The 20,451-nt window shown below is 69.2% G+C and carries 16 protein-coding genes; 12 read left to right on the forward strand and 4 right to left on the reverse strand.

What is annotated here, in order from left to right:
- The first annotated feature begins 139 nt into the window (after window positions 1–139).
- From metH to ACIOGX_RS31785, 3 genes are all read left to right on the forward strand, one after another.
- On the forward strand, window positions 140–3,649 hold the full coding sequence (metH, locus tag ACIOGX_RS31775; protein ID WP_356514141.1) for a methionine synthase: 3,510 nt from the start codon (window positions 140–142) through the stop codon (window positions 3,647–3,649).
- Between the two features lie 175 nt (window positions 3,650–3,824).
- Window positions 3,825–4,526 carry an HAD family phosphatase gene (locus ACIOGX_RS31780; protein WP_356514139.1) on the forward strand — a complete coding sequence of 234 codons (702 nt, stop codon included), beginning with the start codon at window positions 3,825–3,827 and terminating at the stop codon, window positions 4,524–4,526.
- Between the two features lie 506 nt (window positions 4,527–5,032).
- Window positions 5,033–6,634: an ABC transporter substrate-binding protein gene (locus tag ACIOGX_RS31785; RefSeq protein ID WP_356514137.1), complete on the forward strand. Its 1,602-nt coding sequence runs from the start codon at window positions 5,033–5,035 to the stop codon at window positions 6,632–6,634.
- Window positions 6,635–6,739: 105 nt separating this feature from the next.
- Here ACIOGX_RS31785 and ACIOGX_RS31790 read toward each other — a convergent pair whose 3' ends face one another.
- Together ACIOGX_RS31790 and ACIOGX_RS31795 are read right to left on the reverse strand one after the other, a co-directional pair.
- Window positions 6,740–7,411: a response regulator transcription factor gene (locus ACIOGX_RS31790; protein ID WP_129772608.1), complete on the reverse strand. Its 672-nt coding sequence runs from the start codon at window positions 7,409–7,411 to the stop codon at window positions 6,740–6,742.
- Between the two features lie 98 nt (window positions 7,412–7,509).
- A complete protein-coding gene (locus tag ACIOGX_RS31795) occupies window positions 7,510–8,409 on the reverse strand; it encodes a RecB family exonuclease (RefSeq protein ID WP_384765773.1) in 900 nt (299 codons plus the stop codon).
- Between the two features lie 106 nt (window positions 8,410–8,515).
- On the opposite strand from ACIOGX_RS31795, the gene ACIOGX_RS31800 reads away from it, so the two are divergent.
- The 3 genes from ACIOGX_RS31800 (at window position 8,516) to ACIOGX_RS31810 (ending at window position 11,526) form a co-directional block, all read left to right on the forward strand.
- The gene (locus ACIOGX_RS31800; protein ID WP_129772610.1) at window positions 8,516–9,763 is read left to right on the forward strand and encodes a site-2 protease family protein; all 1,248 of its coding nucleotides are present in this window, start codon (window positions 8,516–8,518) and stop codon (window positions 9,761–9,763) included.
- A gap of 62 nt (window positions 9,764–9,825) precedes the next feature.
- On the forward strand, window positions 9,826–10,728 hold the full coding sequence (locus ACIOGX_RS31805; RefSeq protein ID WP_356514135.1) for a tRNA (adenine-N1)-methyltransferase: 903 nt from the start codon (window positions 9,826–9,828) through the stop codon (window positions 10,726–10,728).
- A 204-nt stretch (window positions 10,729–10,932) separates the two neighbouring features.
- Entirely contained in the window at window positions 10,933–11,526 is a 594-nt protein-coding gene (locus ACIOGX_RS31810; protein ID WP_383960824.1) for a hypothetical protein, read from the forward strand.
- Window positions 11,527–11,570: 44 nt separating this feature from the next.
- On the opposite strand, the gene ACIOGX_RS31815 is transcribed toward ACIOGX_RS31810, so the two are convergent.
- Window positions 11,571–11,891, reverse strand: a complete 321-nt coding sequence (locus ACIOGX_RS31815) for a ferredoxin (RefSeq protein WP_356514131.1) — start codon at window positions 11,889–11,891, stop codon at window positions 11,571–11,573.
- Between the two features lie 253 nt (window positions 11,892–12,144).
- Here ACIOGX_RS31815 and arc point away from each other — a divergent pair, with 253 nt between their 5' ends.
- The 5 genes from arc (at window position 12,145) to prcA (ending at window position 17,914) form a co-directional block, all read left to right on the forward strand.
- Entirely contained in the window at window positions 12,145–13,911 is a 1,767-nt protein-coding gene (gene arc, locus ACIOGX_RS31820; RefSeq protein WP_129772613.1) for a proteasome ATPase, read from the forward strand.
- Between the two features lie 242 nt (window positions 13,912–14,153).
- Entirely contained in the window at window positions 14,154–15,665 is a 1,512-nt protein-coding gene (gene dop / locus ACIOGX_RS31825; RefSeq protein ID WP_345790167.1) for a depupylase/deamidase Dop, read from the forward strand.
- A gap of 134 nt (window positions 15,666–15,799) precedes the next feature.
- Window positions 15,800–16,018 carry a ubiquitin-like protein Pup gene (locus tag ACIOGX_RS31830; RefSeq protein ID WP_030754525.1) on the forward strand — a complete coding sequence of 73 codons (219 nt, stop codon included), beginning with the start codon at window positions 15,800–15,802 and terminating at the stop codon, window positions 16,016–16,018.
- Between the two features lie 143 nt (window positions 16,019–16,161).
- Window positions 16,162–17,007 carry a proteasome subunit beta gene (gene prcB / locus ACIOGX_RS31835; RefSeq protein WP_401918110.1) on the forward strand — a complete coding sequence of 282 codons (846 nt, stop codon included), beginning with the start codon at window positions 16,162–16,164 and terminating at the stop codon, window positions 17,005–17,007.
- A 52-nt stretch (window positions 17,008–17,059) separates the two neighbouring features.
- Window positions 17,060–17,914, forward strand: a complete 855-nt coding sequence (gene prcA / locus ACIOGX_RS31840; RefSeq protein WP_401918112.1) for a proteasome subunit alpha — start codon at window positions 17,060–17,062, stop codon at window positions 17,912–17,914.
- Window positions 17,915–17,997: 83 nt separating this feature from the next.
- Here the strand turns inward: prcA and ACIOGX_RS31845 are convergent, their stop codons facing one another.
- Window positions 17,998–19,035 carry a LacI family DNA-binding transcriptional regulator gene (locus tag ACIOGX_RS31845; protein WP_356514125.1) on the reverse strand — a complete coding sequence of 346 codons (1,038 nt, stop codon included), beginning with the start codon at window positions 19,033–19,035 and terminating at the stop codon, window positions 17,998–18,000.
- A 149-nt stretch (window positions 19,036–19,184) separates the two neighbouring features.
- Between ACIOGX_RS31845 and ACIOGX_RS31850 the strand changes: the two genes are divergently transcribed.
- The gene (locus ACIOGX_RS31850) at window positions 19,185–20,444 is read left to right on the forward strand and encodes an MFS transporter (protein WP_401918114.1); all 1,260 of its coding nucleotides are present in this window, start codon (window positions 19,185–19,187) and stop codon (window positions 20,442–20,444) included.
- Window positions 20,445–20,451 lie beyond the last annotated feature (7 nt).

A 20,451-nucleotide genomic window follows, 5' to 3' on the forward strand; every position in this document is an offset into this window, starting at 1 on the left:
CGGATCTTCCCGTGGACAGGATGCCGTCCGCCCGCTGGGATGCCGCACCGGATCGGAGGCCGCCCGGCTACCCTTGCCGGGTGCGCCCTGCTCCAGCGGGCGCAAAGCCGACAGCCGTCGCATCCCCGGGAGTACTTTCATGGCCTCGTCGCCGAGCCCCTCCACTGACAGCCGGACCCGTATCGAAGCCCTCCGCGAGGCGCTCGCCACCCGCGTGGTGGTCGCCGACGGCGCGATGGGCACGATGCTCCAGGCACAGGATCCGACGATGGACGACTTCCAGAATCTGGAAGGCTGCAACGAGATCCTGAACGTGACACGCCCGGACATCGTCCGCTCCGTCCACGAGGAGTACTTCGCGGTCGGCGTCGACTGCGTGGAGACGAACACCTTCGGTACGAACTACGCGGCCCTCGCGGAGTACGACATCCCCGAGCGGGTCTTCGAGCTCGCCGAGTCCGGCGCCAGGATCGCCCGCGAGGTCGCGGACGAGTTCACCGCCTCCACCGGACAGCAGCGCTGGGTGCTCGGCTCGATGGGACCCGGCACGAAGCTGCCGACCCTGGGCCACGCCCCGTATCTCACACTGCGCGACGCCTATCAGCAGAACGCCGAGGGCATGATCGCGGGCGGCGCGGACGCGCTGCTGGTGGAGACCACGCAGGACCTGCTCCAGACCAAGGCCGCCGTCCTCGGTGCCCGCCGCGCGCTGGCCGCCACCGGAACGAACCTGCCGGTCATCTGCTCGGTCACGGTCGAGACGACCGGCACGATGCTCCTCGGCTCGGAGATCGGCGCGGCCCTGACCGCGCTGGAACCCCTCGGCATCGACATGATCGGGCTGAACTGCGCCACCGGCCCGGCCGAGATGAGCGAGCACCTGCGCTATCTCGCCCGGCACTCCCGGATCCCGCTCTCCTGCATGCCCAACGCCGGCCTTCCGGTCCTGGGCAAGGACGGAGCGCACTACCCGCTGTCGGCCGCCGAGCTCGCCGACGCCCAGGAGACCTTCGTCCAGGAGTACGGCCTGTCGCTGGTGGGCGGCTGCTGCGGTACGACGCCCGAGCACCTGCGCCAGGTGGTCGAGCGGGTGCGCGGAAAGCGGCTCACCGAGCGCGAACCGCACCCCGAGCCGGGCGCCGCCTCGCTCTACCAGACGGTGCCGTTCCGCCAGGACGCCTCGTATCTGGCGATCGGTGAGCGGACCAACGCGAACGGCTCCAAGAAGTTCCGCGAGGCCATGCTGGAGGGCCGCTGGGACGACTGTGTGGAGATGGCCCGCGACCAGATCCGCGAGGGCGCCCACCTGCTGGACCTCTGTGTCGACTACGTCGGCCGCGACGGCGTCGCCGACATGGCCGAGCTGGCGGGCCGGTTCGCCACCGCCTCCACGCTGCCGATCGTGCTGGACTCCACCGAGCTGCCCGTCCTGCGGGCCGGCCTGGAGAAGCTCGGCGGCCGGGCCGTGATCAACTCCGTCAACTACGAGGACGGCGACGGCCCGGAGTCCCGCTTCACGAAGGTCACCGAGCTGGCCAAGGAGCACGGCGCCGCGCTCATCGCCCTGACCATCGACGAGGAGGGCCAGGCCCGTACCGTCGAGCACAAGGTCGCCATCGCCGAGCGGCTGATCACGGACCTCACCACGAAGTGGGGCGTCCACGAGTCGGACATCCTCATCGACTGTCTGACCTTCACGATCTGCACCGGCCAGGAGGAGTCGCGGGGCGACGGCATCGCCACCATCGAGGCCATCCGCGAACTCAAGCGCCGCCACCCCGACGTACAGACCACGCTGGGTCTGTCCAACATCTCCTTCGGCCTCAACCCCGCCGCCCGTATCGTGCTGAACTCGGTCTTCCTCGACGAGTGCGTCAAGGCCGGACTCGACTCGGCGATCGTGCACGCCTCCAAGATCCTGCCGATCGCGCGTCTGGAGGAGGAGCAGGTCAAGGCCGCGCACGACCTGATCTACGACCGGCGCGCCGAGGGGTACGACCCGCTCCAGAAGCTCATGGAGCTGTTCGAGGGCGTCAACACCAAGTCGATGAAGGACGGCCGGGCCGAGGAACTGCTCGCCCTGCCGCTGGACGAGCGCCTCCAGCGCCGCATCATCGACGGCGAGAAGAACGGCCTGGAGGCCGACCTCGACGAGGCCCTCCAGGACACCCCGGCCCTCGACATCGTCAACAACACCCTGCTCGAAGGCATGAAGGTGGTCGGCGAACTGTTCGGCTCCGGCCAGATGCAGCTGCCGTTCGTGCTCCAGTCCGCCGAGGTCATGAAGACCGCGGTCGCCTATCTGGAACCGCACATGGAGAAGACCGACGACGACGGCAAGGGCACCATCGTGCTCGCCACCGTCCGCGGCGACGTCCATGACATCGGCAAGAACCTCGTCGACATCATCCTCTCCAACAACGGCTACAACGTGGTGAATCTGGGCATCAAGCAGCCCGTCGCCGCGATCCTGGAGGCGGCCGAGGAGCACCGGGCGGATGTCATCGGCATGTCCGGTCTGCTGGTGAAGTCGACCGTGATCATGAAGGAGAACCTGGAAGAGCTCAACCAGCGCCAGATGGCCGCCGACTACCCGGTGATCCTCGGTGGCGCGGCGCTGACCCGGGCCTATGTCGAGCAGGATCTGCACGAGATCTACGAGGGCGAGGTCCGCTACGCGCGCGACGCGTTCGAGGGGCTCCGGCTGATGGACGCCCTGATCGCCGTCAAGCGCGGCGTCCCCGGCGCCGTCCTGCCCGAGCTGAAGCAGCGCCGGGTCAAGGCCAGGCCCCAGACCCAGATCGAGGAGCGGCCGGAAGAGGGCGCGGCCCGCTCGGACGTCGCCGTCGACAACCCCATCCCGACGCCGCCGTTCTGGGGCACCCGCGTCGTCAAGGGCATCCAGCTCAAGGAGTACGCCTCCTGGCTGGACGAGGGCGCGCTCTTCAAGGGCCAGTGGGGGCTCAAGGAGGCCCGCAAGGGCGGCCCCAGCTACGAGGAGCTGGTGGAGAGCGAGGGCCGGCCCCATCTGCGCGGCTGGCTGGAGCAGATGCACACCCAGAACATGCTGGAAGCCGCCGTCGTCTACGGCTACTTCCCCTGCGTGTCCAAGGGTGACGACCTGATCCTGCTGAACGACGACGGGTCCGAGCGCACCCGCTTCACCTTCCCGCGCCAGCGCCGTGGCCGCCGCCTCTGCCTGGCGGACTTCTTCCGCCCGGAGGAGTCCGGCGAGACGGATGTGGTCGGCCTCCAGGTCGTCACCGTCGGCTCGAAGATCGGCGAGGCGACCGCGGAGCTCTTCGAGGCCAACGCCTACCGCGACTACCTGGAGCTGCACGGGCTCTCCGTCCAGCTCGCCGAGGCGCTCGCCGAGTACTGGCACGCGCGGGTCCGCTCGGAGCTGGGCTTCGCCGGCGAGGACCCGGCCGAGGTCGAGGACATGTTCGCCCTGAAGTACCGGGGCGCCCGGTTCTCGCTCGGCTACGGCGCCTGCCCGGATCTGGAGGACCGCGCGAAGATCGCGGAGCTGCTGGAGCCGGAACGCATCGGTGTCCAGCTCTCCGAGGAGTTCCAGCTCCACCCCGAGCAGTCCACCGACGCCATCGTGATCCACCACCCCGAGGCGAAGTACTTCAACGCGCGCTGAGCCCCGTCCTCGCGGCCCGCGCCGGGCCTCGGGCCCCCTCCGCCGGGAACCGAGCGGCGCGGGCGCCGGACGAGTCGTACACTTATCGGTCCAGTGCAGGCCGGTCGCCTGTCCCGGAGGGGCAACCCCGCGGGCAAGGTGACCGGCCTTCTCGTCCCTCATGGAGGTGTGCCGGATGACCAGTACGGTCCCCGCGTCCCTGACCCGAACGGCCGAAGGCTCCGCGCTTCAGGCCGTCCTTCTCGACATGGACGGCACCCTGGTCGACACCGAGGGATTCTGGTGGGAAGCCGAGGTGGAGGTCTTCAAGGCCCTCGGGCACGTCCTCGACGAGACCTGGCGCGAAGTGGTGGTCGGCGGGCCCATGACCCGCAGCGCGAGCTTCCTCATCGAGGCCACCGGCGCCGCCATCACCCTCAGCGAGCTCACCGTGCTGCTCAATGACACCTTCGAGCACCGCATCGGGCGCGATCTGCCCCTGATGCCCGGCGCGACCCGGCTGCTCACCGAGCTGGCCGCCCACGAGGTGCCCACCGCCCTGGTATCCGCCTCGCACCGGCGCATCATCGACCGGGTGCTGGCCTCCCTCGGGCCCGAGAACTTCGCGCTCACGGTGGCGGGCGACGAGGTGCCCCGTACCAAGCCGCACCCCGACCCGTATCTGCTCGCCGCGCGGGGCCTGGGCGCCGATCCGGCGCGCTGTGCCGTCATCGAGGACACGGCCACCGGTGTGGCCGCCGCCGAGGCCGCGGGCTGCCGGGTGGTCGCCGTACCCTCCGTCGCACCGATCGCCCCGGCGGCCGGCCGCACGATCGTCGGCTCGCTCGAAGAGGTCGATCTGGTATTCCTGCGCGGTTTGATGACACACGGGCGCTGAGGCGCGTACTGAGAGTCGCACCGGAATGCCGAACGGAAACTCTCGGCATTGGCACGGATATTTTCCGTGACCTCCATGACCCCAATCCGGGTCACTTTCAAACACCGTGGAAGTGACCTTTGTCACTGTCCTGTGCATCGACAGTGGAGGGCGGGGCTGATCCACGCCGGTCCGAGGTGGGGCCGACTGTGCCCTTGTGTCCCGGTTTATCGGCCGGTGTGTGATTCATTCCGTGACCCGGATATCCACGCGCCGCTATTTCCGATCACTGTGTGATTACGTTTCAGATCGGGCCCGGTCCGGCATTCCCGGAGCCTCCGACTAATCTCATCGCGAGCACTTCGCCGCTTCAACGACGTGTCCCGACGACCCACCAAGTCGCCACGCGCACAGGACCGATCGCCCTGTATCCCGGCCCGATCGCATCTGCCCCGAACGGGTGGGCGCGGCGGAGTCTCCCATTTGCACAGCTGTATCTCAGTGCCGGATGAGGGAGTACGTCCAGGATGAACCGCAAGACTTTGGCGCTGTCGGCCGTGATCGGCCTGCTTGTGCCCGTGCTCGCCGGTTGCGGTGGCTCGGACGGTGGCTCCGGCGGCGAGGCCATTGTCGTGGGCACCACGGACCAGTACATCGCGACGAAGGAGGCCATCGCCCCGCTGGACCCGGCCGCCGCGTACGACACCGGTTCCTGGAACGTCCTGCGTCAGACCATCCAGACGCTGATGCACGTCCCGCGCGGCGGCGGCAAGCCGGTCCCGGACGCCGCCTCCAAGTGCGCGTTCACCGACCGGGCGAACGAGAGCTACCGCTGCACTCTGCGCGAGGGGCTGAAGTTCGCCGGCGGCGACCCCATCACGGCCGATGACGTGAAGTACTCCATGGAACGGGTCCTGAAGATCAACGACCCCGGCGGGGTGGCCGGTCTGCTGACCAACATCGACACCATGGAGAGCGACGGCGCCCGCGAGATCGTCTTCCATCTCAAGACGCCCGACGCGACCTTCCCGTACAAGCTGTCCACGCCGCCCGCCGGCATCGTCAGCAAGAAGGACTACCCGCCGACGAAGCTCCGCGCGGGCTTCGACGTGTCCGGCTCCGGCCCGTACAACTTCGCGCCGGACGTCAAGGGCGACACCGTCACCAAGGCGACGTTCACCAAGAACCCCGACTACAAGGGCGACCTGAACATCCAGAACGACAAGGTCGAGCTGCGGCCCTTCACGGACGCGGACGACATGGGCAAGGCGCTCGACGCCGGCGACATCGACGTGATGACCCGTGCGATGACGCCGGGCCAGGTGCAGTCGATGGTCGAGAAGCCCAAGGACGGCATCCAGCTCACCGAGATGCCCGGTCTGGAGATCCGCTACCTCGTCTTCGACACCGACGCCCCGACCGTCAAGGAGAAGGCGGTGCGCCAGGCCATGGCGTACACCATCGACCGCGGCGACCTGATCACCAAGGTGTACGGCGCGATGGCCGAGCCGCTGTACTCGCTGATCCCGTCGAGCATCGCCACGCACACCAACTCGTTCTTCAACAAGTACGGCGACCGCAACCTGCCCAAGGCCGCCGACCTGCTGGAGAGCGCGGGGATCGAAACCCCCGTGAAGCTCTCGCTGGACTACACGACCGACCACTACGGCGAGGCGACGAAGCAGGAGTTCGAGAACCTCAGGGACCAGCTCAACAGCAGCAAGCTGTTCGACGTCTCCATCAAGGGCACGGAGTGGAAGACCTTCCGGCCGAACCAGATCAAGGGCGACTACTCGGTCTACGGGATGGGCTGGTTCCCCGACTTCCCGGACCCGGACAGCTACACCGCGCCCTTCCTGGACAAGGACAACTTCCTCAACATGCCCTACAACAACGCCACACTGCGCGGCGAGCTGATCCCGCAGTCGCGCCGCGAGGCCGACCGCAGCGCCGCCACGAAGACCTTCAGCCGGATCCAGGACATCGTCGCCGACGACGTGCCGGTGCTGCCGCTGTGGCAGGGCAAGCAGTACGTCGCCTCGCGCGATGACATCGCGGGTGTGGAGTGGGCGGTCAACTCCTCGGCGGAACTGCTCCTCTGGGAGCTCCGCCGCGGCCCCGGCGCGTGACCTTCCCGGGCCACCGGGAGACATCCGGAAGTTCCTGAACAGCGGACCGGCCGCGTGGGCGAGGCCCACGCGGCCGGACGCGTACCGGGCGGCGGTCCGCCGTCGTCACTGGGCGCCGGGGCGCACCAGCCCGCTCTCGTACGCGTACACCGCGGCCTGTACCCGGTCGCGCAGCCCCAGCTTGGTCAGCACATGCCCCACATGCGTCTTGACCGTGGTCTCACTGACGAAGAGGTCCGCGGCGATCTCCGCGTTGGACAGCCCCCGGGCGACCAGCTTGAGCACCTCGACCTCCCGATCGGTCAGCGTGTGCAGCGTGTCGGGCACCGGCTCCTCGCCGGACGGCAGATGATCCGCGTACTTGTCGAGCAGCCGGCGCGTGATGCTCGGCGCCAGCATCGCCTCACCCGCCGCGACCACCCGGATCGCCTGGACCAGCTCATTGGCGGGCGCGTCCTTGAGCAGGAAGCCGCTGGCCCCCGCGCGCAGCGCCTCCACCACGTACTCGTCGAGATCGAAGGTCGTCAGGACCAGCACCTTCGCCGGACCGTCCCGGCCGGGGCCGGTGATCTGACGGGTCGCCTCCACGCCGTCCATCCGGGGCATCCGGATGTCCATGAGCACCACATCGGGCTGCAACGCGCGGACCTGGTCGATGGCCTGGAGGCCGTCCCCGGCCTCGCCGACGACCGCGATGTCCTGCTCGGCCTCCAGGATCATCCGGAAGCCGGTGCGCAGCAGCGGCTGGTCATCGACCAGTAGGACGCGGACAGTCACAGGGAACTCCTTCACTAGACCGGCCCCATTCTGCCCTGACCACCCCACCGTGACTCCGCCGGGAGCGGCGGCCGGACCCGCCGCTCCCGCCGGAGTACCTACGCGCTCCCCGGCACACCGACCGTCAGCGGATAGACAGGAGGCGTACCGCCGAATTCCGGACAGACCGCCTGATGGTCGCACCAGCCGCACAGCTTCGTGGGACGCGGACGCCAGTCACCCGTCTCGGTGGCCAGCCTGATCGCCTCCCAGAGCGCGAGCAGTTTCCGCTCCACCCGCTCCAGATCGGCCTGCACCGGGTCGTACGTGACGACCTCCCCGCTGCCCAGATACACCAACTGGAGCCGGCGCGGCACCACCCGCTTCAGCCGCCAGACCACCAGCGCGTAGAACGACATCTGGAACCGCGCCCCGTCCGCGTACTCGGGCCGGGGCGCCTTGCCCGTCTTGTAGTCGACGATCCGCACCTCGCCCGTGGGCGCCACATCGACGCGGTCGATCACCCCGCGCAGCCGCAGCCCCGACTCCAGCTCCGTCTCGACGAACAGCTCCCGCTCGGCCGGTTCCAGCCGGGTCGGGTCCTCCAGCGAGAACCACCGCTCGACCAACCGCTCCGCCTCCGCCAGCCAGCGCGCCAGCCGCTCGCCGTCCGCGTCCTCCGCGAACAGCCCGGCCAGCTCGGGACGGGACTCCAGCAGCCGGTCCCACTGGCCGGGGACCAGCGCCTTCGCCCGCGGCGCCGTACGCTCCACGGCCGGCGCGTCGAAGAGCCGCTCCAGCACGGCGTGGACGAGCGTGCCGCGGGTCGCCGCCTCGCTCGGTTTCTCCGGCAGCTTGTCGATCACCCGGAACCGGTACAGCAGCGGGCACTGCATGAAGTCGCTCGCACGCGACGGCGACAGCGACATCGGCGGCCCGGCCGGAGACGCGGCGGACCGCTCGCCCGGAGACGCGGCGGGCGGCAAGCTCGGAGACGTGGGCGGCAGGCTCGTACTCATGACGCAGACCCTATGACCCGACACTGACAGCGATCCGAATACCATCGACTACAGAGCCTCTCGCACTGCATGATCGAGCGAGCGACGCTGCCGACGAAGGGAACCCGTGAAAGAGGACGACGAGCGCGGCGAGAGCAAGCCGTCGCAGCCCGGCAAGGGGGATACGGGCCCCGGCGGCAAACCGCCGCGCCGCGAAGACCCGGGCGGTGGCATTCTCATGGGCCGCCCCTTCGGCGTGCCGGTCTACGTCGCCCCGAGCTGGTTCCTGGTGGCCGCGCTCATCACCTGGATCTTCGGAGGCCAGCTGGAGCGGGTCCTCCCTCAACTGGGCGGCCTCCGCTATCTGCTGGCGCTCTTCTTCGCCGTCGCCTTCTACGCCTCCGTACTCGTCCACGAACTGGCCCACACCGTCGCCGCGCTCCGCTTCAAGCTGCCGGTGCGCAGGATCCAGCTCCAGTTCTTCGGCGGCGTCTCCGAGATCGAGAAGGAGTCCGAGACCCCGGGCCGTGAATTCATCCTGGCCTTCGTCGGGCCGCTGCTCTCGCTGGTGCTCTCCGGGATCTTCTACCTCGGCCTGCTGGCCGTCGAGCCCGGTACGGTCCCCGGCGTCCTGCTCGCGGGGCTGACGATCTCCAATCTGATCGTCGCCGCCTTCAACCTGCTCCCCGGCCTTCCACTGGACGGTGGCCGGATGCTGCGCGCGGTCGTCTGGAAGATCACCGGCAAGCCCATGAGCGGCACCGTCGCCGCCGCCTGGGTCGGCCGGGCGCTCGCCGTCGCCGTCCTGATCGGCCTGCCGCTCCTCACCCGAACGGGCGCCCTGGGCACCTCGGCCAGGAACGTCAGCGGCATGGAGACCGTCACCGACGCGCTGCTCGCCGCGATCCTCGCCGCGATCATCTGGACCGGCGCGGGCAACAGCCTGCGGATGGCCAGGCTCCGCGAACACCTCCCCGAACTCCAGGCCCGCGCCCTCACCCGGCGCGCGGTTCCGGTCGAGTCCTCCACCCCGCTCTCCGAGGCGCTGCGCCGGGCCAACGAGGCGGGCGCCCGCGCCCTCGTCGTCGTCGACGGCCAGGGCGACCCGACGGCCCTGGTCAGGGAGTCCGCGATCGTCGGCGTACCGCAGCACCGACGCCCCTGGGTCGCGGTCAGCGGCCTCGCCCAGGACCTCACGGAGGGCATGAAGGTACCCGCGGACCTGGCGGGCGAGGCCCTCCTCGAACGGCTCAGGGCCAGTCCCGCGACGGAGTACCTGGTGCTGGAGGAGACGGGCGAGATCTACGGAGTCCTCTCGACCGCCGACGTCGAGCGCGCCTTTGTCGCGGCGATGGCCCGCCCGCAGGGGAAGTGAGCACCGCCGGGGCCGCCCACCGGGCGAAACGAGCCCCCGGAAAAAGCGGCTAAGCTTCAAACATGTCCGAACCGACCGGTGCCGCCCGACGTCGCGGCCCCTTCAAGGTCGGGGACCAGGTTCAGCTCACCGACCCCAAGGGACGCCACTACACCTTCACGCTCGAAGCCGGGAAGAATTTCCACACCCACAAAGGGTCCTTCCCGCACGACGAGCTGATCGGTGCTCCCGAGGGCAGTGTTGTCCGTACCACGGGAAACGTCGCCTATCTCGCGCTGCGCCCCCTGCTCCCCGACTATGTCCTGTCCATGCCCCGCGGCGCCGCGGTGGTCTACCCGAAGGACGCCGGCCAGATCCTGGCCTTCGCCGATATCTTTCCCGGCGCGCGCGTCGTCGAGGCGGGCGTGGGCTCCGGCTCGCTCAGCAGTTTCCTGCTGCGCGTCATCGGGGACCAGGGCATGCTGCACTCCTACGAGCGCCGCCAGGACTTCGCCGACATCGCCCAGCAGAACGTGGAGCGCTACTTCGGCGAGCCGCACCCCGCCTGGCAGCTGACGGTCGGTGACCTCCAGGACAATCTGTCCGACACGGACGTCGACCGCGTGATCCTCGACATGCTCGCCCCCTGGGAGTGCGTCGAGGCCGTCTCCAAGGCGCTCGTACCCGGCGGCATCCTCTGCGCGTACGTCGCGACGACCACCCAACTCGCCCGTACCGTCGAGACGATCAGGGAGTTCGGCACGTTCAACGAGCCGGCCGCCTGGGAGTCGATGATCCGCAACTGGCACGTCGAGGGTCTCGCCGTACGTCCGGACCACCGGATGATCGGCCACACCGGCTTCCTGGTGACCGCGCGCCGGCTCGCGGACGGCGTCGAGCCGCCGCTGCGCCGCCGCCGTCCCGCCAAGGGCGCGTACGGCGACGACTACGACGGTCCCGGCAGCGGCAGCGGCTCGCGCGGCTGACCGGCTCTCCCTCCCGCCACGGCGACCGTCAACACGGCGACAGCGCCGCCGAGTTCCCCTCAGGAACGGGGGAACTCGGCGGCGCTCTCTTTACGTTGGTCTTACGGACCCCGCTGTTCCGCCGCCCTGTGACGTGTGGCACGATGCTGTCTCCCTCCCACCGTTGGTCATTCGCCGTCACCGCCTTCACAGGAGACACTCCGCGTGCAGCTCTCCGACGTCCCGGACCTCGCGCACACCCGGCCCCGCGCCGTGCACTGGCTCGCGACGGCCACCGCGATGGCCGCTGTCGTGGCCCTGGCGGGCCTGCTCCAGCCCGGCGCCGCGACGGCGTCCCAGACGGGCTCGGGATCCCCGAAGGCCGCGGACCCGGGCCGGGCCCCGCTGCCCGCCCCCGACCCCTCCGGCGTGGACTTCCCACTGGAGTGCGGGGGAGTGGGCACGACCGTCACGAAGAAGGCCTCGGGCGATCTCGACGGGGACGACAACCCCGAGACCGTGGCGGTCGTACGCTGCGCGGCCGGATCCGGCACCCCGCCCAACGGTGTGTACGTACTGACCAGGGCCGGAAGCGAGGGCGGGCGGGCCAGGATCGTGGCGACGCTGGTGGACCCCGCGGACAAGCTCACCGTCGGTCCCGACTTCGCCGTGCGCGACGGGGAGATCCTCGCGACCCTGTTCGGCTACTCGGGCCCCACGGTCCCCAGCTGCTGTCCCGACGAGGAACAGCGGGTCTCCTGGCGGTGGCAGAACGGCGCGTTCGTACGCGGTGAGCGTCCCGTCGCACGGAGTGTGTGAAAGATCACCACCGATGGCGCCATGCGACGGGCCGTGACAGGGAGTTACGCCGCGTCGGGGCCGTAGACCTCGACCTGGTCCGTCACACGGCGTACATGGATGCAGTCACCGGGACACTCCTTGGCGGAATCCACCACATCGCGCAGCAGCGGCAGCGGTACGCGCGTGGTCGCGCCCGGGGCCTGGAGCAGCTCGTCGTCGGGGCTCTTCACATAGGCCAGGCCGTCGATGTCCAGCTCGAACACCTCAGGGGCGTACTGCGCACAGATCCCGTCCCCGGTGCAGAGGTCCTGGTCGATCCAGACCTCCAGCGGCTCACCGTTCTCGGTGACGCCTTCGGTGGGAGCCTCCTGCTGCACGGTCATCTCTCCTGCCGTTTACTGCGCCGGGCAGCGCATTATGGAGTAAGTCGCTGCGGCCCTGACGGGTGTTGAACGCTTCGACGATACAACCGACAGCTTTCCGATGTTCCTGGGTGGGTATTCCCCTGGCGTGAGGGAGGGCGCAAGGGTGAAGATCGGACCTACCCCGACAGTCTTTGTGATCTAGGGGTTTCAATCATCACCCACCCAGGTAGGGTCAGGAAGCGTCCAGCTCCCCTTGGAGGAGGTGAGGACCGTGGCAGCCCACGACGACGACATCAACCGCGGCATCCGGCCCGGGCGGGGGTCCGAAGACCCAGCCGGCCAGGTTGCCTATCTCGAGCAGGAAATCGCCGTCCTGCGACGTAAGCTCGCCGACTCTCCGCGGCACACGAGGATTCTCGAAGAGCGGATCGTCGAGTTGCAGACGAATCTTGCGGGTGTGTCCGCACAGAACGAGCGGCTCGCCAATACGCTGCGTGAGGCCCGCGATCAGATCGTGGCCCTCAAGGAGGAGGTCGACCGGCTCGCGCAGCCGCCGGCCGGATTCGGTGTCTTTCTGCAGGCCAATGAGGACGGCACGGCCGATATCTTCACCGGGGGCCGCAAGCTCCGGGTGAATGTCAGCCCCGGCGTCGAGCTCGAAGAGCTACGGCGCGGCCAGGAAGTCATGCTCAATGAAGCGCTCAACGTGGTCGAGGCCATGGAGTACGAGCGCGCCGGGGACATCGTCACCCTCAAGGAGATCCTCGAGGACGGCGAGCGCGCCCTGGTGATCGGGCACACCGACGAGGAACGGGTGGTGCGGCTCGCCGAGCCTCTGCTGGACATCACCGTCCGTCCCGGCGACGCCCTCCTGCTCGAACCCCGCTCCGGCTACGTCTACGAAGTGGTTCCCAAGAGCGAGGTCGAGGAGCTCGTCCTCGAAGAGGTTCCGGACGTCGATTACAACAAGATCGGCGGTCTGGGCGGCCAGATCGAGATGATCCGCGACGCGGTCGAGCTTCCGTACCTCCACCCGGACCTCTTCAAGGAGCACGAACTGCGACCGCCGAAGGGCATCCTGCTCTACGGCCCTCCCGGCTGCGGCAAGACACTGATCGCCAAGGCCGTGGCGAACTCCCTCGCCAAGAAGGTCGCCGAGGTGACCGGCCGGCCCGCGGGGAAGAGCTACTTCCTCAACATCAAGGGTCCCGAGCTCCTCAACAAGTACGTCGGTGAGACCGAGCGCCACATCCGCCTGGTCTTCCAGCGTGCGCGGGAGAAGGCGAGCGAGGGCACGCCCGTCATCGTCTTCTTCGACGAGATGGAATCCCTCTTCCGCACCCGCGGATCCGGTGTCAGCTCGGACGTGGAGAACACCATCGTCCCCCAGCTGCTCGCCGAGATCGACGGTGTGGAGGGTCTGGAGAACGTCATCGTCATCGGCGCCTCCAACCGCGAGGACATGATCGACCCCGCGATCCTGCGGCCCGGCCGGCTCGATGTGAAGATCAAGATCGAGCGTCCGGACGCGGAGGCGGCGAAGGACATCTTCGCGAAGTATCTGACGCCCTCGCTGCCGCTGCACGTGGACGACGTCTCGGAGCACAACGGCTCCAAGGAGGCCGCGGCCCACGGGATGATCCAGTCCGTCGTGGAGCAGATGTACGCGGAATCCGAGGAGAACCGCTTCCTGGAGGTCACGTACGCGAACGGCGACAAGGAAGTCCTGTATTTCAAGGACTTCAACTCCGGTGCGATGATCCAGAACATTGTCGACCGGGCCAAGAAGATGGCCATCAAGGCATTCCTCGACCACGACCAGAAGGGCCTTCGGGTCTCCCATCTCCTCCAGGCCTGCGTGGATGAGTTCAAGGAGAACGAGGACCTGCCGAACACCACGAACCCGGACGACTGGGCCCGTATCTCCGGTAAGAAGGGCGAGCGGATCGTCTTCATCCGTACCCTGGTGACCGGAAAGCAGGGCGCGGACACCGGACGCTCCATCGACACGGTGGCGAACACCGGTCAGTACCTGTAGAGCGCGGCCCGGCTGCGGATGTCCGGAAGGGCATCCGCAGCCGGTTGCTTTCCCCGTACCTTCCACCACACCAGGCCAATGACGGAAATGATCTCCCCACCGGCCCGGAGGCGTTCTAGGCTCTTTCCTACCGCCGCGTCGCGCAGTGCGGGGTCGGGCACCGCACACGCATACGCGACGGAGAGACAGCGGTACTTGAGCGGCGCTTCCGGAGGGGAGTGCCGCCGGGCAAGGAGGGCCGCATGACCGTACGGCGAGTAATGGGCATCGAGACGGAGTACGGCATCTCCGTTCCGGGTCACCCGAACGCCAATGCCATGCTCACCTCGTCCCAGATCGTCAACGCCTACGCGGCGGCGATGCACCGGGCACGACGTGCCCGCTGGGATTTCGAGGAGGAGAATCCGCTGCGGGACGCCCGTGGCTTCGACCTCGCCCGCGAGACGGCCGATTCCAGCCAGCTCACCGACGAGGACATCGGGCTGGCCAATGTGATTCTCACGAATGGCGCACGGCTGTATGTCGACCACGCCCACCCGGAATACAGCTCTCCCGAGATCACCAATCCGCGCGACGCCGTTCTCTGGGACAAGGCGGGCGAGCGCATCATGGCCGAGGCCGCGGAACGAGCGGCACAGCTTCCGGGCGCCCAGCCGATCCATCTGTACAAGAACAACACCGACAACAAGGGCGCGTCCTACGGCACGCACGAGAACTATCTGATGAAGCGGGAGACCCCGTTCTCGGACATCGTGCGCCATCTGACGCCGTTCTTCGTCTCCCGGCAGGTCGTCACCGGTGCGGGCCGGGTCGGCATCGGCCAGGACGGGCACGAGCACGGCTTCCAGATCAGCCAGCGCGCGGACTATTTCGAGGTCGAGGTCGGCCTGGAGACCACGCTCAAGCGCCCCATCATCAATACCCGCGACGAACCCCATTCCGACGCGGAGAAATACCGCCGGCTGCATGTGATCATCGGCGACGCGAATCTGTCGGAGATCTCCACCTATCTCAAGCTCGGCACGACCTCGCTCGTCCTCTCCATGATCGAGGACGGCTTCATCAACGTCGATCTCGCCGTCGACCAGCCGGTCCGCACGCTGCACCAGGTCTCGCACGACCCCGGCCTCGGCCGGCTGGTCACGCTCCGCAGCGGACGGACACTCACCGCTGTCCAGCTCCAGATGGAGTACTACGAGCTGGCCAGAAAGTATGTGGAGGAGCGCTACGGCGTTGACGCCGACGAGCAGACCAAGGACGTCCTGGGCCGCTGGGAGGACACCCTCAACCGGCTGGAGAACGATCCGATGAGCCTGTCGGGAGAGCTCGACTGGATCACCAAGCGGGAGATCCTGGAGGGCTACCGGCGCCGGGACAACCTGGACTGGGACGAGGCCCGGCTGCACCTCGTGGACCTCCAGTACGCCGACGTACGCCCCGCCAAGGGCCTCTACAACCGTCTGGTGGCCCGCGGCAAGATGCGGCGGCTCCTGGACGACCAGGACGTCGAGCGGGCCAGGACGAAGCCTCCGGAGGACACCAGGGCGTATTTCCGGGGACGGTGCCTGGAGCAGTACGCGGACGACGTGGCGGCAGCCTCGTGGGATTCGGTCATCTTCGACCTGCCCGGCCGTGACTCGCTCCAGCGCGTACCCACCCTGGAGCCCCTGCGGGGCACCCGGAACCACGTCAAGGAGCTGCTCGACCGGTGCCGCACGGCGGAGGAGCTGGTCCGGGTGCTGTCCGGAGGCTGAAACGGTCCCGGTCCGGGAATGATCGAGGTGGTACCCGGACGTTGTCAGAAGTGCGGGGCCGATGTCGGACCCTCCTTGTAGGGTCTGATCTTGTAGGTCACATCGAGCGGGGCGAACCGAGCGGGGTGAGGGTTATGGCGACCAAGGACACCGGCGGCGGACAGCAGAAGGCGACGCGTTCCACCGAGGAGACCGAGGAGCAGGCGCAGGAGGCGCAGGCGTCCGAGGACCTCAAGGAGCGCCAGGAGAAATTGTCCGATGACGTGGACTCCGTCCTGGACGAGATCGACGACGTCCTCGAGGAGAACGCCGAGGACTTCGTGCGCTCCTTCGTCCAAAAGGGCGGCCAGTAGCAGCGGTTGTCCGTCCCGGTGCGCCGGTGAAAGCCGGTCGCACCGGGACGGATGACACGCGGCGGCGCGGGTAAGGTCCGTGCACAGTTCTTAAGATCGGCCCGGCGCGAGCGGCGGGCCGCCGCCCATCCGGAAGGAAACGCGTGGAAGCCAACCCTCGTAACAACGGGCGTCTGCCGGCGGCCTTCCTGACGCCCGGCTCGTCCTCGTTCATGGACTTCCTGTCCCACCAGTCGCCGGAGATGCTGCCCGGCAAGCGCTCGCTGCCGCCCCTCCAGGGCGCCATCGAGGCGCCGCACGGCACGACGATCGTCGCGGTCAGCTTCCCCGGCGGTGTGGTGCTCGCCGGTGACCGGCGAGCGACGATGGGCAACATGATCGCCCAGCGCGACATCGAGAAGGTCTTCCCGGCCGACGAGTACTCGGCCGTGGGCATCGCGGGCACCGCGGGTCTCGCCGTGGAGATGGTCAAGCTCTTCCAACTGGAGCTGGAGCACTTCGAGAAGGTCGAAGGAGCGCAGCTCTCCCTGGAGGGCAAGGCCAACCGGCTCTCCACGATGATCCGCAGCAATCTGGCCATGGCCATGCAGGGCCTGGCCGTCGTCCCGCTCTTCGCGGGCTGGGACGTGGACCGCGAGAAGGGCCGCATCTTCTCGTACGACGTGACGGGCGGCCGTTCCGAGGAGGTGGGCTACGCGTCCACCGGCTCCGGCTCGATCTTCGCCCGTGGCGCGATGAAGAAGCTCTACCGCGAGGATCTGACCGAGGACCAGGCCACCACCCTGGTCATCCAGGCGCTCTACGACGCCGCGGACGACGACTCGGCGACGGGCGGCCCCGATGTGGCCCGCCGGATCTATCCCATCGTCACCGTCATCACCGAACAGGGCTTCCGGAAGCTGACCGACGAGGAATCCGCCGAGATCGCCCGCTCGATCCTGGAGCGCCGGCTGGAACAGCCCGACGGCCCGCGCGCCGCGCTGCTCTGATGCCGCTCTCTTCTGAAAAAACATGCCACTGACAGAAAGGGACGGATAGCCGGTGTCGACGCCGTTCTATGTCTCACCCCAGCAGGCCATGGCCGACCGGGCGGAATACGCCCGCAAGGGCATCGCCCGCGGTCGCAGCCTGGTCGTGCTGCAGTACGCCGACGGCATTGTCTTCGTCGGCGAGAACCCGTCCCGCGCACTTCACAAGTTCAGCGAGATCTATGACCGGATCGGCTTCGCGGCCGCCGGGAAGTACAACGAGTACGAGAATCTGCGCATCGGCGGGGTGCGCTACGCGGATCTGCGCGGATACACCTACGACCGCGACGACGTGACCGCCCGCGGTCTCGCGAATGTCTACGCCCAGACGCTCGGCACGATCTTCTCCAGCGCCGGTGAGAAGCCGTACGAGGTGGAACTGGTGGTCGCCGAGGTGGGCGCCACGCCGGACGGCGACCAGATCTACCGGCTGCCGCACGACGGCTCGATCGTGGACGAGCACGGCTCGGTCGCGGTCGGCGGCAGCTCGGAGCAGATCAGCTCCTATCTGGACCAGCGGCACCGCGACGGCATGTCCCTCGCCGAGGCCCTGAAGCTGGCCGTCCAGGCGCTCTCCAGGGACACCAACGGCGGCGAGCGGGAGATCCCGGCCGAGCGGCTTGAGGTGGCGGTCCTGGACCGTACGCGGCCGCAGCAGCGCAAGTTCAAGCGGATCGTCGGCCGCCAGCTCTCCCGGCTGCTGGAGGCGGACGGCGCGGCCTCCACGCCGACCGACGCCCCCTCGGACACCGAGGAGCCGGACGGCGCCACGCCCGCCCCGGCGAAGACGCCGTCCAAGGCCCCCGAGGCGTCCGAGGGCAAGGACAGCGGCAAGCCGGACGGGAAGGACAAGGACTCCGGCGAGTAGCCCGGCGGAAACGTCTCACCATGCCCCGGCGCGCTCGTACGCGCCGGGGCATCGCCGTGTCGCGGCGCGGGTCGCCCGTCGTGTCAGGGCACGGGTCGTGCGGGCGGCGGGGGCGCCGTGGAGTCCCGGACCGCCAGCGAGACCGGGAGATCGCCGGTCTCCGGCCGGCGGCCGTCCAGGACGGCCAGCAGGGCCGACATCCCGCGCTCGCCCACCCGTTCGGCGGGCAGCCGTACCGTTGTCAGCTCCGGCTCGACCGCCGTCGCGAGCGCCAGATCGTCGAAGCCGCTGACCGAGATGTCCTCCGGCACCCGCAGACCGAGCCGCCGTACGGCCTTGCAGGCGCCCGCGGCCAGGATGTCGTCGTCGCACACCAGCGCCGTCGGCCGGGGCCCGGGACCGGCGAGGGCGCGCTCGGTGGCCTCCCGTGCGGCGCCCACCTCCAGCGGCGCGGAGATCGTGCTCAGGACCGCGCCCGGCACCCCCCGTACCGTCTCGGCCAGAGTCGCGGCCCGTACGTCGAAGGTCCAGGAGGCGACGGCGGAGGAGAGATGGACCAGCCGCCGGTGGCCGAGGCCCAGCAGGTGCCCGGCGACCTGCCGCATGCCGTCGGCGATGTCGAGGTTCACCCGAGCGGCGGCTCCGGGAGCCGCCGGATCGCTGTCGAGCATCACCAGCGGCAGATCCGCGCCGTCCGAGCCGCGGATCGCGTCCAGCGCGTCGGTCGCCATCGAGGAGGCGATCACCCCGTCCAGCGCGGCCCGCGCGGAGGCGAACGGGTCCTTGGCGGGACCGACCCCCGCCGGTGACGGGTAGAGGACGACTCCGAAGCCGTGCTCCGCGGCCACCCTGGCCGCTCCCGTGTAGACACGGGCGAAGAACTCGTTGGTGAGCGCGGGAACGACCAGGAGCGCCGTTCTGGTGGTGCCGAGCCGCAGATTGCGGGCCGCGAGATTGGGCCGGTAGCCCAGAGCGCGCGAGGCCTCCCGCACCAGCCCGGCGGTCCGCTCCGAGACCCTGCCCCGCCACTTGTCGCCGAGGACGAGGGAGACCGTCGCCTGGGACACTCCCGCGGCGCGCGCCACGTCCTTGCTGGTGGGCCTCGCGGACTGCTCTGTCATGACTGCCGTTCTCCGTCGCGCGGTGAGGCTCGCGGTGGACCCGCGGACTGCGATCATGGTACGTATGGCGCTGCACGTTATACGTAAAACCGCACGGACGGGACCGGACGGCGCTGCCCGGGGACGAGCCGAGGGAAAGAAGAGGCGACATGGCCACGGGGTATCTGGACATCCTCAAGGCGCCGTACGCCGCACGGCTGCTCACCGGCACGCTGGTGGGCCGGCTGCCGAACGCCACGGGCCCCATCGCGATCGTCCTGTTCATCCGGGCCGATGACGGCGGCTACACCCTGGCCGGGGTGTTCGTGGCGCTCTACGGCATCGCCACGGCCATCGGCCAGCCGCTGCTGGGCAGGGCCGTGGACCTGTTCGGGCAGCCCCGTGTGCAGCTCCCGGCGGCGCTGGTCTCGGGCCTCGGCATGGTGGTCTTCGTGGCCGTCGGCACAGACGTGCCGGCCCTCGCGTACCCCGCCGTGGCGATCGCGGGCCTCTTCACCCCGCCGCTGGAGGGCGGCCTCAGGGCGCTGTGGCCGAGTGTGCTGGGCAGCGAGGACCGGGTGCACCGGGCGTACGCCATGGACGCCGTGGCCCAGGAGGTCATGTTCACGGTCGGTCCGCTCCTCGTCACCCTGCTGGTCGCGCTCTGGTCCCCGGGCGCCGCGCTGTTCGTCATCAACATCGTCGGCATACTCGGCGCGCTCTCCGTCGTCCTGTCCGGGCCCTCCAGGGCCTGGCGCTCCGCGCCCCGGGAGGCGCACTGGCTCGGCGCCCTGCGCTCGCCGGGGCTGCTCGCCCTGCTCGGCGCGTTCCTCTTCGTCGGCATGGCCCTCGGCTCCATCACCGTCGCGGGCGTCGCCTACGCCGACGACCACGGCGACGCGTCCGTGTACGGCTGGCTGATGGCCGCCCTCGGCCTCGGCGCGCTGATCGGCGGCGTGGCGTACGGATCGCGGCAGTGGGCCGGAGGCCCCGAGCGCCGGCTGCGGGGCATCGTCGCCCTGCTGGCCCTCTGCTACCTCCCGCTGATGCTCACCCCCGGGGTGGTCGCGATGACCGCGCTGTCCGCCCTCGCGGGTGTCTTCCTGGCGCCGGCGCTGGCCTGCGCCTTCATCGTCGTCGACCGGCACGCCCCGCGCGGCACGGTCACCGAGGCGTTCTCCTGGCTCGTCACCACGTTCGGTGTCGGCGCCGCGCTCGGCACCGGCGCCGCCGGCCCCGCCGTGGAGGCCGGCGGCACCGTGGCCGGCTTCGCCGTGGCGGGGGGAGGGGGTTTCGCCGCGCTCCTGGTACTCCTGGCCACCCAGCGGGTCCTGAAGGCTCCCACCGCCCCTTCGGATGCCACCATCCGGACGGAAAATGATCGAAGCGGTGCGGCCCAACCCGGTTTCAGCTCTGGTCATCAGGCGTAATGTTCAG

The sequence above is a fragment of the Streptomyces sp. NPDC088147 genome, assembly GCF_044741565.1.
GTDB lineage: Bacteria > Actinomycetota > Actinomycetes > Streptomycetales > Streptomycetaceae > Streptomyces.

Excerpts from the sequence above, each read along its gene's own strand:
- dop (WP_345790167.1), top strand. The coding sequence starts at position 14,154 with ATGACCGTACGGCGAGTAATGGGCATCGAGACGGAGTACGGCATCTCC.
- metH (WP_356514141.1), top strand. The coding sequence starts at position 140 with ATGGCCTCGTCGCCGAGCCCCTCCACTGACAGCCGGACCCGTATCGAA.
- ACIOGX_RS31815 (WP_356514131.1), bottom strand. The coding sequence starts at position 11,891 with ATGACCGTGCAGCAGGAGGCTCCCACCGAAGGCGTCACCGAGAACGGT.
- ACIOGX_RS31805 (WP_356514135.1), top strand. The coding sequence starts at position 9,826 with ATGTCCGAACCGACCGGTGCCGCCCGACGTCGCGGCCCCTTCAAGGTC.
- ACIOGX_RS31830 (WP_030754525.1), top strand. The coding sequence starts at position 15,800 with ATGGCGACCAAGGACACCGGCGGCGGACAGCAGAAGGCGACGCGTTCC.
- ACIOGX_RS31845 (WP_356514125.1), bottom strand. The coding sequence starts at position 19,035 with ATGACAGAGCAGTCCGCGAGGCCCACCAGCAAGGACGTGGCGCGCGCC.
- ACIOGX_RS31850 (WP_401918114.1), top strand. The coding sequence starts at position 19,185 with ATGGCCACGGGGTATCTGGACATCCTCAAGGCGCCGTACGCCGCACGG.
- ACIOGX_RS31785 (WP_356514137.1), top strand. The coding sequence starts at position 5,033 with ATGAACCGCAAGACTTTGGCGCTGTCGGCCGTGATCGGCCTGCTTGTG.
- ACIOGX_RS31795 (WP_384765773.1), bottom strand. The coding sequence starts at position 8,409 with ATGAGTACGAGCCTGCCGCCCACGTCTCCGAGCTTGCCGCCCGCCGCG.
- ACIOGX_RS31780 (WP_356514139.1), top strand. The coding sequence starts at position 3,825 with ATGACCAGTACGGTCCCCGCGTCCCTGACCCGAACGGCCGAAGGCTCC.